Source organism: Phytohabitans maris (assembly GCF_031085175.1).
Classification (GTDB): domain Bacteria; phylum Actinomycetota; class Actinomycetes; order Mycobacteriales; family Micromonosporaceae; genus Phytohabitans; species Phytohabitans maris.
The window spans coordinates 16,631-30,689 of sequence record NZ_JAVHUY010000042.1; the positions used below are offsets into that span (position 1 = coordinate 16,631).

The window sequence follows — 14,059 nt, forward strand, 5'->3', positions numbered from 1 at the left end:
CGTCAGCGCAGGTACGAGGCGCCGTTGAGGTCGAGGACGGCGCCGCTGGCCCACTCCGCCTCGGGCGAGGCCAGGTAGCGCACGGCGGCGGCGACCTCGGCCGGCCGGGCCACCCGGTTGAACGGGCTCTGCGCCCGGATCCCGTCCCCGCGCGGCGCCTTGAGGTGCTCGTTGGTCATGTCGGTCTCCACGAAGCCGGGCGCCACCGCGGTCACCGCGATCCCCTGCGGCCCTAGCGCGAGGGCGAGCGACTGGGTGAGGGCGTTCAGGCCGGCCTTGCTCGCGCCGTAGGCGGGCTGGTCGGGTTCGCCGCGGAAGGCGCCGCGCGAGGATACGTTGACGATCCGGCCGCCGGCCCGCATGTGCCGCACCGCGCACCAGCACACGTTGGCCGGCCCGGCCAGGTTGACCGCGAGGGTGTGCCGCCAGGCCTGCTGCCACTCCTCGTACGAGGTGGCGACGACCGGGTGCGGCGGAAAGACCGCGGCGTTGTTGACCACGACGTCGAGCCCGCCGAGCGCCTTGGCCGCCTGGTCGACGAAGCGCTTGACCGCGTCCGGGTCGGCGACGTCCCCGTCGACCACGACGTGGCCCTCGCCGGGAAGGTCGGCCCGGAGCGACTCGGCCAGGTCGGCGGAGGCTCGATGGTGGATCGCGACCCGGTCGCCCTCCGCGGCGAACGCGCGGACGATGGCGGCGCCGATGCCCCGAGAGCCCCCGGTGACGAGTACAGACCTCATGTGATCATGCTAGAGGCGCGGCCGGCGGTGCTCTCCCGCACGATCAGCCGGTGCGGGGCGCGCAGCTCCAGCCCGGGCGGGGGAGTGGGGCTGCCGATCCGCAGCAGCAGCCGTTCGACCGCGGTCGTCGCGATCATCTCTTTGTCCGGGGAGATGGTGGTGACCGGCGGGTTGGAGTAGCGACCGTCCTCGATGTCGTCGTAGCCGATCACCGCCACGTCCTCCGGCACCCGCAGCCCGCGCCCGACCAGCGTGTGGATGGCGCCGAGCGCGACCAGGTCGCTGTAGCAGAACACGGCGTCCGGCGGGTCGTCGCGGTCGAGCAGGTGGGCCATGGCGCCGGCGCCGTCGACCCGGTTGAAGCGCGGGGTACCGATGACCAGGTCTTCGCGCACCGGCAGGCCGCGCCGCTCGTGCGCCTCGCGGAAGCCGCGGGTGCGCAGCTGGGCGGCCTCGCCGGTCTCGTACGGCTGGTCGCCGATCGCGGCCAGCCGGGTGCGGCCGAGGTCGAGCAGGTGCTCGGTCGCCTGCCGGGACGCCGCGATGTCGTCGATGCCCACGTGGTCGAACGTGCCGTCGCTGACCCGCTCGCCGAGGATGACCAGCGGCAGTGCCGGGTCGCGGTCGGCGAGGGCCTCCTGGGACAGGCCGAGCGGGCTGAAGATGACGCCGTCGAAGAGCAGCCGGCTGGAGCCGTGGTTGATCAGCATCCGCTCGTGCTCGCGGTCGCCGTCGGTCTGGTCGATCAGCACGTTGTACCCCTGGACGCGGGCAGCGCGGATGATGCCCTGCAGCAGCTCGGAGAAGTACGGGGTGTCCAGGTAGGGCACGACCACGGCGATCTGCCCGGAGCGGCCGCGGGCCAGGTTGCGGGCCAGGACGTTGGGGCGGTAGCCGAGCTGGTCGACCGCCTGCTGCACGCGCAGGCGGGTCCGTTCGGTGACGTTGGCGTACCCGTTGACCACGTTGGACACGGTCCGGCTGGAGACGCCGGCGAGCTCCGCCACGTCCCGGAGGGTCACCTCCCGTCCACGTCGCATGCGTCTCCCTCTGCCGAAACCCCTCGTCCAGAAGTTTCCGGCACGTTACCCCTTGCCCACCATCGTCGATGCGTGCATGCTGTTTGCAGCGCTGCAAAAGCGTAGCAGGGCGGGGCGGGTGAAAGCCCATTCCCGCAGCACAGCTGCCGTGGCCCCGGCACCACCGCGGCGAGCCTTACGCGCGTCGCGCGCGACGGGTGCCGCGTGGCTGTGGAGCGAAGACTCGACGGCCGGCCCTCGGTGTGCCAGCACCGCGGGCCGGCCTACCTGGACACGCGAGTGAAACGTTTCGAATCCCCGCGGAGGGACCGATGAGTGCCAGGCACCTCAGTGTAGAACGGAGACAGCGCCGACCGATCCGGACGATGATCACCGCCGTGCTCGCCGCGACCGCCCTGGTCGCCGCGGGGTGCGGGGGCGGCGACGAGAGCGAAGAGCCGAGCGGGCCGGTCAAGATCAAGGTCTGGGCCTGGTACCCGGCGTTCCAGGGCGTTGTCGACCACTTCAACCGCACCCACACGGACGTGCAGATCGAGTGGGAGAACGCCGGCGCCGGCCAGGACCAGTACACCAAGCTGCAGACCGCGCTCAAGGCCGGCAAGGGCGCACCGGACGTGGCGATGCTGGAGTTCCAGGAGCTGCCCACGTTCCAGCTCACCAAGCACCTCGTCGACATGGGCAAGTACGGCGCCAACGACATCAAGGGCGACTACGTCGACTGGGCCTGGAAGCAGGTCAGCAACGGCGACTCGGTCTACGCGATCCCGGTCGACGCCGGCCCGATGGCGATGCTCTACCGGGAAGACATCTTCAAGCAGCACAACCTCGCCGTCCCCAAGACCTGGGCGGAGTACAAGGAGGTCGCGCAGAAGCTCAAGGCCGCCTCGCCGGGCAGCTTCATCACCGACTTCGGGGCCAACGACGGCGGCTTCATGACCGGGCTCATGTGGCAGGCGGGCGCGCGGCCCTTCGAGTACACGGCCGCCCAGTCGCCGAACGTCGGGGTCCGGCTCAACAACGACCCGGCCAAGAAGGTGATGGCGTACTGGGAGGACATGGTCGACGGTGGACTCGTCGACACCGTCGCCTACGGCACCACCGACCAGTACAGCGGGCTCGGCAGCGGCAAGTACGCGACGTACATCGCGGCCGGCTGGGGCCCGGGCTACCTGGCGAGCGTGGCCAAGACGACCTCGGGCAAGTGGCGGGCCGCTCCCATTCCACAGTGGAACGCTGGGGAGAAGGCGCAGGGTGACTGGGGCGGCTCGTCGTTCGCGGTGACCGACCAGACCAAGTACCCCAAGCAGGCGACCCAGGTGGCGATGGAGATCTTCGGTGCCGACAAGGACGCCTGGAAGATCGGCATCGACGAGGCGTTCCTCTTCCCGACCGCCACGCCGATCCTGGAGTGGGACTACTTCGTCACCAAGGAGTACGAGTTCTTCGGCGGCCAGAAGGTCAACGAGGTCTTCGTCCCGGCGTACAACGGGATCGGCGAGTTTCAGTGGAGCCCGTTCAACAGCTACTACTTCAACCAGCTGAGCACCAACCTCAACCAGGCCATCGAGAAGAAGACCTCCTGGACGGCCGCGCTCGACACCGCACAGCAGAACATCACCACCTACGCCGCGCAGCAGGGCTTCAAGGTCGCGTCATGAGCGAGCGCAGCGAGCGAATCAACAGGCGCAGCGTTTCTGGAGCCTCGCGGCCGCCCGCAGCGAAGCGAGGACGGCCGTGAGCGTTGTCGCCCGGCGACCGCGGGTGGGCCGGCAGGCCGTGGCGGGGTGGCTCTTCGTCGCCCCGTTCACGGTCCTGCTCGTCTTCTTCCTGCTGCTGCCCATGCTGTACGCGGCGAAGCTGAGCCTCTACCGGTCCACATTGGTCGAGGGCGAGGTCTTCGCCTGGCTGGACAACTACCGGCAGGCCCTGGACGACCCCGAGTTTCGCCGGGGCGTGCTGCGGGTGGTCGTCTTCGGGCTCGTGCAGACACCGGTGATGATCGGCATCGCGCTGGTCGCGGCGCTGCTCGTCGACGAGGTGACCTCGCGGTTCTCCCGGCTGTTTCGGCTCGCGGCGTTCGTGCCGTACGCGGTGCCGGTGGTCATCGGAACGCTCATGTGGGGCTTCCTCTACAGCCCCAACACCGGCCCGCTCAGCTCGGTGACCGATGTGGACTTCCTCTCGTCGGGCACCGTGCTCTATTCGCTCGGCAACATCGTCACCTGGCAGTGGGCCGGCTACAACATGATCGTGCTGTACGCGGCGCTGCAGGGCGTGCCGCGGGAGGTCTACGAGTCGGCCCGGATCGACGGTGCCGGCGCGGTGCAGACCGCGCTGCGCATCAAGACCCCGATGATCTCGGCGGCGATCGTGCTCGTCACGATCTTCACGATCATCGGGACGCTGCAGTTCTTCACCGAGCCGCTGATCCTCCAGCCGCTCAACCCGGGTGCCGTGACCAACAGCTACACCCCCAACGTGTACGCCTACCACCAGGCCTTCTCGTACCAGCAGTACAACTACTCGGCGGCCATCTCGTTCCTGCTCGGCGCGGTGGTCTTCGTCGGCTCGTACATCTTCCTGTTCGCCACTCGCCGAAGGAGCGCGCTGCGGTGAGCGACACGGTGACCGAACGCTCCACGGTGAGCGAGGCCGTGAGCGAGCGCGCCGCGACGGGCCGGACCGGGCGGACCACCGGCGGCCGGATCGCCTCGCACGCGGTGATGGCGCTCATGGCCGCGTACTTCCTGCTGCCGTTCTGGTGGCTGCTCGTCGCCTCCACAAAGGACAACGACGGGCTGTTCGGCTCGGCGCCGCTCTGGTTCAGCGGCGACTTCAAGCTCTTCGACAACCTCTCCACGCTCTTCAGCCACGACGGCGGTGTCTACCTGCGGTGGCTGCGCAACTCGGCACTGTACTCAGTGGTCAGTGGGGTCGGCGCCACCGCGCTCGCCGCGCTCGCCGGGTACGCGTTCGCCAAGCTCCGCTTTCCCGGCCGCAACCTGCTCTTCGCCGCGCTGCTCGGCCTCATCATGGTGCCGGCGACCGCGCTGGTGCTCCCCACCTACCTGCTGATGAGCGAGGCGGGGCTGACCGACACGGTGTGGGCGGTGATCCTGCCCTCGCTGCTCAACCCGTTCGGCGTGTACCTGCTGCGGGTCTACGCGCACGACTCGGTGCCGGACGAGATGCTCGAGGCGGCCCGCATCGACGGCGCCGGGGAGCTTCGCGTCTTCCGCAGCGTGGCCCTGCCGGCGATGCGGCCGGCGCTGGTCACCGTGCTGCTCTTCACGATGGTGGCCACCTGGAACAACTTCTTCCTGCCCCTGGTGATGCTCAGCGACAACGACCTCTTCCCGCTCACCGTGGGGCTGCGCACCTGGTACCAGTCCGCGACCCTCGGCAACGCCGGTCCGGCACTGTTCAACGTCATCGTCGTGGGCGCGCTGGTCGCGATCGTTCCGCTGATCGTCGCGTTCCTGTTGCTCCAGCGGTACTGGCGCGGTGGACTCACCATCGGCGCCCTCAAGTGAACGCCGTTCCAGACGTTCCTGACCGTGCTCGACCTCGAAGGGATGACATGCGCACCGCATCTTGCGTCCTCGACCCGGCCGCGGTGGTGGCCCCGGTCCGCCGCCGCACCTTCGGCTCCTTTGTGGAGCACCTCGGGCGGTGTGTCTACACCGGACTCTACGAGCCCGGGCACCCGCTCGCCGACGAGGACGGGTTTCGTACCGACGTGCTCGCGCTCACCCGCGAGCTGGGCGTGACGGTGGTGCGCTACCCGGGCGGCAACTTCGTCTCCGGGTACCGGTGGGAGGACGGCGTCGGACCGCGCGAGCGGCGACCCCGCCGGCGCGACCTGGCCTGGCACTCCATCGAGACCAACGAGGTGGGCATCGACGAGTTCGCGCGGTGGGCGGGCAAGGCCGAGGTCGAGATCATGTACGCGGTGAACCTCGGCACCCGGGGCGTGCAGGAGGCGCTCGACGTGCACGAGTACGTCAACCACCCGGAGGGGACGACCCTTTCCGAGCTGCGGCGGGCCAACGGCGCGGCCAAGCCGTACGGGATCGCGCTCTGGTGCCTCGGCAACGAGCTCGACGGGCCGTGGCAGACCGGGCACAAGACCGCCACGGAGTACGGGCTGCTCGCCGCCGCGACCGCCCGGGCGCTCCGCTCCGCCGAGCCGGGCCTGGAGCTGGTCGCCTGTGGCAGCTCAAGCTCAGCCATGCCCACGTTCGGCACCTGGGAGACGACGGTGCTGGAGCACGCCTACGACGTGGTCGACTACGTCTCCTGCCACGCGTACTACGAGGAGCACGACGGCGACCTCGGCTCGTTCCTGGCCAGTGCGGTCGACATGGACCACTTCGTGGACAGCATCGTCGCCACCGCCGACAGCGTGGGCGCGCGGCTGCGCAGCAAGAAGAAGATCAACATCTCGTTCGACGAGTGGAACGTCTGGTACCTGTCCCGCTTCCAGGACCGCGAGCCGGCCACCGAGTGGGAGGTCGCGCCCCGGCTGATCGAGGACGAGTACAACGTGGCCGACGCGGTCGTGGTCGGCAGCCTGCTCATCTCGCTGCTGCGGCACAGCGACCGGGTCACCGCCGCCTGCCAGGCCCAGCTCGTCAACGTCATCGCGCCGATCCACACCGAGCCGGGCGGGCCGGCGTGGCGGCAGACCATCTTCCACCCGTTCGCGAAGACGGCCGCGCTGGCCCGGGGGAGCGTGCTGCACACCCGGCTCGACGCGCCCACGTACACGACCGCCCGCCACGGCGAGGTGTCCGTTGTGGACGCGGTCGCGACCCACGACGACGAGAGCGGCGAGGTGGTCGTATTCGCCGTCAACCGTGACCAGAGCGACCCCGTGGAGCTCACCGTGGACCTGCACCTCTTCGACGGCGATCTGGGCGTCGCCGAGGCGTGGACGCTCGCCGACGACGACGTCCGGGCCACCAACACGGTCGAGGACCCGGACCGGGTCGTGCCGCACCCCACCCCGCGGGTGTCGCTCGGCGGCGGCACGCTGCGCGTCGTGCTCCCGCCGGTCTCGTGGAGCGCGATCCGGCTGGGACCGGCCCGATGAGGCGCCTGCTGGCGGTGCTGGCCGCGCTGGCCGTCGTGCTGCTCCCCGCTCCCGCCGCCGGCGCCGCCCAGGCCTCGCCGGACCCGATCGCGCACGACCCCACGCTGCTCAAGCAGGGGCGCTACTACTACGAGATCATCACCGGCGACATCGGCACCCGCACGTACCTGCCGATCCGCCGCTCGAAGGATCTCGTGCACTGGGAGTTTCTCGGCACGGTCTTCGCCACGCCGCCGCGGTGGGTGGTGGACGAGCTCGGCGTCACGCCCGGCGACTTCTGGGCGCCCGACCTCAACTACTTCGACGGCGAGTACCACCTCTACTACGCCGCCTCCTCGTTCGGCACCAACAACTCCGTCATCGGCCTGGCCACCAACGCCACGCTCGACCCGCAGAGCCCCGACTACGCCTGGGTCGACCGGGGCCTGGTGCTCCGGTCGCGTACCACCGACGACGTCAACGCCATCGACGCCGACGTTGCCTTCGACGAGCGGGGCGTGCCGTGGCTGTCGTTCGGCTCCTTCTGGGACGGCGTCAAGATGCGCCGCCTCGACCGGGCCACCGGCCTGCTGTCGAGTGTGGACACCATGCTCTACCCGCTCGCGTCGCGCGGCGGGGCGGCGGCCGAGGGGCCGTCGATCGTCCGCAAGGGACGGTACTGGTACCTCTTCGCCAGCTTCGACTTCTGCTGCCGCGGCGTCAACTCCGACTACCAGGTGGTCGTCGGCCGGGCCACCAGCATCCACGGGCCCTATGTGGACCGTGACGGCGTGCCGATGCTCCAGGGCGGCGGCACCGTGCTGCTGCGGGGGTACAACGGCTTCCAGGGCACCGGCGGCGGCGACGTGTACGAGGACGCCTTCTACGTACACCACTACTACGACGCGGTCGACGGGGCGCTGCCCAAGGGCTCGGTGCGGCCGATCTCCTGGCGGGACGGGTGGCCCACGCTCGGCGACCCGCTCAGCGGCAACCGCGGCTTCGGGCGCGGCCCCGCGTACCTGACGCTGGTCGACCGGGCCACCGGCGCCGTGGTCGCCAACCCCACCTGCGGGTACGAGGGCGCCGACATCCGGCTCGCCGCCCCGGCCGCCGGCGACACCTGCCAGCAGTGGCGCTTCGAGTACCGGGGCGGCGGCTGGTCGAGCCTGCTCAACCGGCACAGCAACAAGGTCGCCGAGGTCGCCGCCTGCGTCGACGCGGACGGCGCGCGGGTGGCCCAGTGGGGCTGGCTCGACAACGACTGCCAGAAGCTCCGCGCGCTCCCGACCGACGGCGGCTGGTCCCGGATCGAAAACCGGATCGCCGGCCGGGTGCTGGACGCGTGCGACGGCACCGTGCGGACGTCCACCTGGCGGGCCGACGCGTGCCAGCAGTTCCGCCTCCAGCCGGTCGGCGACGTGCTCGTCACCGACCCGGCCAACACCAAGCGGCTCGGCGGCACGTGGCGCTTCGTCCACGTGAGCGACGGCTTCTACCAGATCGTCGACACCCGGACCGGACACCGCTTCGGCGGCCGGTCGCAGTGGCGCGTCGAGGCCACCGGCGCCGGCACGTTCCGCCTCGTCAGCCGCGACGGCGCCACCACCCGGGAGGTGCTGCTGCTGGCGCCGGGCGCCTGACCGGCGGGTCGTCCGACGGCCGCCCGGCGCCGAGCGCGTGGCCGCCGCGCCCGGCGGCGACCACGCACGCTGGTGCCTGAGCGTCAGGTCAGTTCGATGTAGTCGAGCTCGGCGTAGCCGGTGCCGCCGGCGAAGGACGGCGCCCCCTTCGCCAGGCGGATCACGTTGTATCCGGCGCGCAGGTTGACGCTGGTGCTCACCGTCGCGCCGAACTGGCCCCACGCGCCGGTCGGCGGGTAGCTGAGCGTCGACCAGGCGCCGCCGTTGTAGGCCAGGCCGTGGGTGGCGGTGGCGCCGGTGGCGTTCGCGTAGCCGACGCGCATCGTGTAGGCCCGCGCGGACGGCACGTTCACCACGAAGTCGACGTAGCTGGCGGTGCGCGGGTCGCCGGTGTTGTCGATCTGGCCGACGTACGCGCCGGCGGAGGCGCTGGAGCTGCCGAAGCGGTTGGCGCGGAAGATGGCCGCGTTCTCCGCCTCGTACCGCTGCTGGTAGCTGGGGACGCCGCTGGTCGGCTGGATGAGGATGTGGTAGCCGCTGGTCGCGTTCATGTTGGGCACGGTGACGGTCAGCTCGCCGTTCGTCACGGCGGCGGTCGTGTTGCTGACCGTCGTGGGGGCGGAGACCTGCGTGCTCCGCCCGGAGGCCGGCGTCGACTCGACGAGCACCCGCACCTGGCTGCCCAATGAGGACAGTCCGGTGACCCGTACGAAGTTGGTGCCGGACTCGCCGCCGAAGACCACGTTGACGATGCGGCGGGTCGGGTCGTGCGAGGCGAAGCCGTCGAGGCCGGTCTGCGCGCGCGGCGTGGTGGTCACCATGTTGCCGGACATGTCGCCGTACCACTTGTACAGCCACCAGCTCCCGGTCGGCTGGTTGCCCGTGGTCAGGCCGTTGACGGTGCCGTACTCGTACCAGAAGGCGCGCTCGGCGTTGTCCACCCCGCCCCGCTCGAACTTGGCGATGTAGCTGGCCACCGGCCCCGGCTGGTCGATCTCCGTCGGCGTCGCGTACTCGTTGATGGAGATCCGCCGCGGGCTGATGCCGAGCGACGCCTCCAGCGCGCGGTAGTTGGCGACGTGTGCGGCGATGTTGGCCGAGGTCTGCAGCTCGTGCCAGCAGATGACGTCCGGCAGCGCGTTGTTGTCGCGGGCGTACGTCAGGAACGAGCGCATCCACGACTCGTTGTACGTGGCGGTGCTAGGGCCGACGATGGGTGTGAGCGTGTCGCGGGAGCGCACTCGCTGGTAGGTGCGGACCCAGCCGGCGTTGAAGGCACCGGCGGCCGTGGTGTTCCAGGTGTAGTCGGGCTCGTTCCACAGCTCCCAGCCGGCGATGTTGCTGGTGCCGGTGGCGGCGAGCCGGTCGCCGACCTGGGTGTCCACTTTGGCCAGCCAGTCGTTCCAGCTGACCCACTGGTACGGGAAGTTGGGGTAGATGTCGGGCATCCGGATGTACTCGGCGGCGCCGACCCGGGTCGCCTGCGGCGCGACGAGCAGCGCGTCGCCGCCGGGCGGCTGGCCGTTGGGGCGCTGTCCGACCCGGGGCGCCGGCTGGGTGAGCGTGTTCAGCTTGAGCGGGAGCAGCATGCTGTCGGCGGGGCGGTTGTTTTCGGCCAGGGCGTAGAGGCCGCCGGCGCCGACGTGGCTGACCGGTCGGAACGGGCTGGCGGCGTTGACCGTGAGGGTGGAGTTGGCGGCGTGGGCTGTGCCTTCGGTCAGGGCGACGCAGGCGACGGCGGCCGTGACGGCCGTGGCCAGCGCCGCCGCGGATACGCGGGGCGGTCGCACGGGGGTGCCTCCTCAGGGGATGGAATCAGCGGCCGTGGGGGAGTGCGGCGCTGAACGGGGCGACCGTGATCCGGTCGATCACGGGGGCGTACGGGGAGCGGAGCAGGATGCCGGGGAAGGTCTGCGACGCGTACGTCACGCCGTCGAAGTTGGGCAGCTCGGCGGCGGAGAAGCGCACGGTGTTGGCGCCCCTGGCGAGCCGTACCGGCACGGTCAGCTCCCAGAAGTTGTTGTCGTGGAACGTGTGCGGGAAGAGCACCCGCCGCGCCGCCCCGCCGTTGACGGAGATGTCGGCGTGCCGGGCGAGCGGGTCCGGGTTGTAGTGGGTGGCCTCGGACTGCTCGGGGTTGGCGTAGCGGATCCGCATCGCGTACGTGCCGGCGCGCGGCGCGGTCACCGTGAAGGTGAGCGTGTTGGCGTTGCCGGGCGGGCCGCCGATCCCGGTGACCGCCGCCTGGCCGCTGGCCAGGGTCCTGGTGACGACCTCGGCGGTGCCGCCCGGCCGCGCCGCCTCGGCCTGGTAGGCGGTCGCCGGGAGGTGCTTTGTGGACGGTGTGACGGTGAGGCGGTCGACCAGGGCCGGGCCGGTGACGGTCACCTTGTTGATGCCGCCGGAGAGCGATACCGCCGCGCGCGGAGCCGGCACCTCGACGCCGTTGACCGTCATCGCCGCCTTGCCGCCGCGCACCGCGAGGTCGAGTGTGGACTCCCCGTCGGTGGCGGAGTAGACCCAGAAGGTGACCGAGCCGCCGCGGCCGACGGCGACCGCGCGATCACGTCCACTGTAGATCGTGCGGGCGCCGCGCAGGTCGGCGAGCTCCGCCTCGTACACGGCGGTGGCGGCGGCCGGGTTGGGCAGCGCGAGCGTGATCCGGTCGACGATCGCGTCGCCCTTGGTGGCCCGCGTCCCGTCGAGGCTGCGCGCGGCGAGCGTGATCGTGTGCCGCCCGGCGGTCAGCTCCACGGTGGTGTCGGTGTGGTCCCAGACCACCCACTTGTACCCCAGCGGCAGGAAGAGCTCCCGCTCGGCGGCGCCGTCCACGCTCAGGAACACGTTGGTCGGCCCCTGCTCGCGCACGAGGTTGAACGTGTTCAACGAGTTGGCGAAGACGCGCAGGTCGTACCGGCCGGTGGTGGGCACGTCCACGGTGAAGTCGAGCCGCCCGTCGCTGCCGGTGCGCAGGCCGCCGACGTCGAAGCCGCCGGAGGTGTAGAACTTGGAGACGTCGGCGGGCGAGCCCTCCGGGCCGTTGCGGCTGTAGCCACCGCCGGTGTACGTGGCCTCCTCCGCCTCGAACGAGCCCTCCCACAGCTGCGGCCGTGGCGCGGGGCGGGTGCCGTGCGTGGACGGCGCGAGCACGATCTCGTACGCGGAGGACTCGACGAGCCGCGGCAGGTCGCCGCCGCCGAAGTCCAGCACCACCGCGCCGTCCTCGACCGCGACCTCCCGGTCGGCCACCACGCGCGGCGGCGCGGAGTCGCCGATCTGGCCGGTCCACGGGATCTCCCGGACCAGCGCGCGTACGGTGCGGCCGAAGACGTTCCGCGGTACCCGCTCGAACCGGATGTGCCCCGCCGAGCTGGCACCGCCGATGATGGCCCGGGCCTGGCGCTTGCCGGGGTCGAGGGTGGCGACGCCCTGGAGCGTGTAGTTCTGCCCGGGGTAGGGCGGGGTCACCGCGACGGTGTGGCCGGTCATGCCGCCGTACGCGTTGAAGAGCCACCACTGGCCGTTGCCCCGGTTGGCCTGCACCGCCGAGTCGGAGAGGTTGCCGTCGATGTTCCAGTACGCGATGTCGGCGTCCACCTTGGACTCTTCGATCGCCGAGATCCACTGGATCATCTGGCCGGGCACCGAGGTGTGGTAGTTGAAGGCGTACTCGTTGACGTTGACGGGCAGCCGGCGGCCGAGCACCTCGGCCTCCCACTGGCGGTAGCGCTGGACGCTCTGCCGCACCTGCTCGGGGTGGCTCAGCTCGTGCCAGGTCATCACGTCCGGCACGGTGCCGGCCGCGACGGTGTGCTCCAGGAAGCCCTTCACCTGCGCGTAGAGCACGCTGGTGTTGGGGCCGGCGATGCGCGCGTCCGGCATCCTGCCCTTGATGAGCGCGTACACGTCGTCCCAGGCGCGGAAGTAGTCGGTGGGGTCGCTTAGCCAGCTGACCCGGTTGTAGCTCCACTCGCCGGTGCCGAACATGTTTCCCTCGGGCTCGTTGAACGGAACGAACACCACGTGCCCGCGGTACCGGCCGGGGAGCTGGAGCACCTGGTCGACCTGCTTGGCGATTTTCTGCTTGAACAAGTTCAACTTCTCCTCCGGCGTGCCGCCCGGCCACTGGTACGGGAAGCCGCGGTGGATGTCGGTCATGTAGACGTACACGTCGCCGCCGGTGCTGTCGGCGAGCGGCCGGACCACCTCGAGCGCGTCGGCGCCGGGGTGCTGCGGGCCGTCCTGCGCCTTGGTCGAGACGGTGCGCAGCCGCATGCCCTCGACGAGGTTGTCCGACGGCACGCCCGGTCCGTAGAGGCCGTAGAGCGTGCCGGAGGCGCCGCCGTGGAACGGCCCCGTGTCCGTCCCCAGGTCGACGACGAGCTCGCCCTCGCGGATCACCGTGACGGTCGCGGTGACCGCCCGGCCGGCGGCGGCACCCTCCACGGTGAACGTGCCGCGCTCCGCGTAGTCCGCCGGGTCCGGTGTGGACCAGGCGATCGGCACGTCCCGGTCGTACCCGTCGGAGAACTCCGCGCGGACGGCGGCCGGCAGCGGCGGCGCCGTCCCGATGGTGGTGCGGACGTCGAACGCGTCGCGGGTGAGCCCGGTGGGCGCGGGCGGCTCGGTGCCGGCGATCGCGGCCACCTCCTCTGTGGACAGTGCGGCGGCGAAGACCTGGAAGTCGTCGACGGCGCCGTCGAAGAGCGGGTCGGGGTAGAAGGAGCGGCCGATGTACCCGGCGCTCGTGGTGGCGGCGTCGAGGAGGTCGGCGGCGCTCACGGTGGTGCGGGCGGAGGCGACCGCGGCGCCGTCGAGGTAGGTGGTGACCCGGTCGGCGGTGGTGTCGAGGGTGACGGTGAGCGTCTTCCAGGCGTTCGCGGGGAGGGCGGCGTACCCGGTCACCTGCGCCTCACCACCCGCGGACGACGAGGTCACCGCCGTGCGCAGGCGACCGTCCCCGTTGTACGGGGTGGAGAAGAGGTAGCGGCTGGTGTCCTTGCCGAGCGCGTAGACCCACTGCCACGGCGCGGTGGTGCCGTCCCAGCGCAGGCGCACCTGGACGGTGAGGTCGGTGCGGCCGTCGAGGAGGGCGCGGGGCAGCCGCACGTACGCGCCGGTGGAGGTGGGGGCGCCGCCGGGCAGGTCGATCGCGTGGCCGCCGCCGGGAGTGTCCACAAGGGAGGCGGTGGCGGGGTTGACGAGCGCGCCGTCCAGGCCGTTGCCGGAGGAGTCGGTGACCGTGCCGGTGGCGAGGTCGGTGGCGTCGAACTCGTAATGGAGGAGGGGAACGGGTGCGGCGGCGCTCGCCGGTACGGCCGTCGCGGTGGCACCGGTGACCACGGCGAGGGCGAGGGCGGCGGCGGTCTTCGGCAGCCTCATGGCTCGTCCTTTGTGAACGCTAACAAGAGGTTCGGAAAAAGTTGCCGGCGTGCAAGGGGTGGTTTCGCGTAGGTTACGAGGTGCGATGAGATCAGTCAACGTCTCTCTTGAGGCAAAGGTTTTCCGTCGTTACGGTGTCGGGTGGGGGTGTCGCGCGCGGCGTCTGGACGGAGACGGGGC

General features: G+C 71.0%; 9 protein-coding genes. 5 read left to right on the top strand and 4 right to left on the bottom strand.

Annotated features, from left to right (window positions below):
- Nucleotides 1-2: 2 nt before the first annotated feature.
- Together RB614_RS33480 and RB614_RS33485 are read right to left on the bottom strand one after the other, a co-directional pair.
- Entirely contained in the window at nt 3-740 is a 738-nt protein-coding gene (locus RB614_RS33480; protein WP_308716706.1) for an SDR family NAD(P)-dependent oxidoreductase, read from the bottom strand.
- Nucleotides 737-1,780: a LacI family DNA-binding transcriptional regulator gene (locus RB614_RS33485; protein ID WP_308716707.1), complete on the bottom strand. Its 1,044-nt coding sequence runs from the start codon at nt 1,778-1,780 to the stop codon at nt 737-739. Before RB614_RS33485 ends, RB614_RS33480 begins: the two co-directional genes overlap by 4 nt.
- A gap of 365 nt (nt 1,781-2,145) precedes the next feature.
- On the opposite strand from RB614_RS33485, the gene RB614_RS33490 reads away from it, so the two are divergent.
- From RB614_RS33490 to RB614_RS33510, 5 genes are all read left to right on the top strand, one after another.
- Complete coding sequence (locus tag RB614_RS33490) at nt 2,146-3,438, top strand: ABC transporter substrate-binding protein (protein WP_308716708.1); 1,293 nt, start codon at nt 2,146-2,148, stop codon at nt 3,436-3,438.
- A 76-nt stretch (nt 3,439-3,514) separates the two neighbouring features.
- On the top strand, nt 3,515-4,396 hold the full coding sequence (locus tag RB614_RS33495; RefSeq protein WP_308716709.1) for a carbohydrate ABC transporter permease: 882 nt from the start codon (nt 3,515-3,517) through the stop codon (nt 4,394-4,396).
- Nucleotides 4,393-5,313, top strand: coding sequence for a carbohydrate ABC transporter permease (locus tag RB614_RS33500; protein ID WP_308716710.1), 921 nt, complete (start codon nt 4,393-4,395; stop codon nt 5,311-5,313). Before RB614_RS33495 ends, RB614_RS33500 begins: the two co-directional genes overlap by 4 nt.
- 47 nt (nt 5,314-5,360) lie before the next feature.
- Nucleotides 5,361-6,875 carry an arabinosylfuranosidase ArfA gene (gene arfA / locus RB614_RS33505; protein WP_308716711.1) on the top strand — a complete coding sequence of 505 codons (1,515 nt, stop codon included), beginning with the start codon at nt 5,361-5,363 and terminating at the stop codon, nt 6,873-6,875.
- Nucleotides 6,872-8,497, top strand: a complete 1,626-nt coding sequence (locus RB614_RS33510; protein WP_308716712.1) for a family 43 glycosylhydrolase — start codon at nt 6,872-6,874, stop codon at nt 8,495-8,497. The genes arfA and RB614_RS33510 overlap by 4 nt, the downstream gene beginning before the upstream one ends.
- An 83-nt stretch (nt 8,498-8,580) precedes the next feature.
- Here the strand turns inward: RB614_RS33510 and RB614_RS33515 are convergent, their stop codons facing one another.
- On the bottom strand, nt 8,581-10,287 hold the full coding sequence (locus RB614_RS33515; protein ID WP_308716713.1) for a hypothetical protein: 1,707 nt from the start codon (nt 10,285-10,287) through the stop codon (nt 8,581-8,583).
- Nucleotides 10,288-10,312: 25 nt separating this feature from the next.
- Nucleotides 10,313-13,879: a LamG-like jellyroll fold domain-containing protein gene (locus RB614_RS33520; protein ID WP_308716714.1), complete on the bottom strand. Its 3,567-nt coding sequence runs from the start codon at nt 13,877-13,879 to the stop codon at nt 10,313-10,315.
- Nucleotides 13,880-14,059: the final 180 nt, after the last annotated feature.

Excerpts from the sequence above, each read along its gene's own strand:
- RB614_RS33480 (WP_308716706.1), bottom strand. The coding sequence starts at position 740 with ATGAGGTCTGTACTCGTCACCGGGGGCTCTCGGGGCATCGGCGCCGCC.
- RB614_RS33485 (WP_308716707.1), bottom strand. The coding sequence starts at position 1,780 with ATGCGACGTGGACGGGAGGTGACCCTCCGGGACGTGGCGGAGCTCGCC.
- RB614_RS33490 (WP_308716708.1), top strand. The coding sequence starts at position 2,146 with ATGATCACCGCCGTGCTCGCCGCGACCGCCCTGGTCGCCGCGGGGTGC.
- arfA (WP_308716711.1), top strand. The coding sequence starts at position 5,361 with ATGCGCACCGCATCTTGCGTCCTCGACCCGGCCGCGGTGGTGGCCCCG.
- RB614_RS33510 (WP_308716712.1), top strand. The coding sequence starts at position 6,872 with ATGAGGCGCCTGCTGGCGGTGCTGGCCGCGCTGGCCGTCGTGCTGCTC.
- RB614_RS33520 (WP_308716714.1), bottom strand. The coding sequence starts at position 13,879 with ATGAGGCTGCCGAAGACCGCCGCCGCCCTCGCCCTCGCCGTGGTCACC.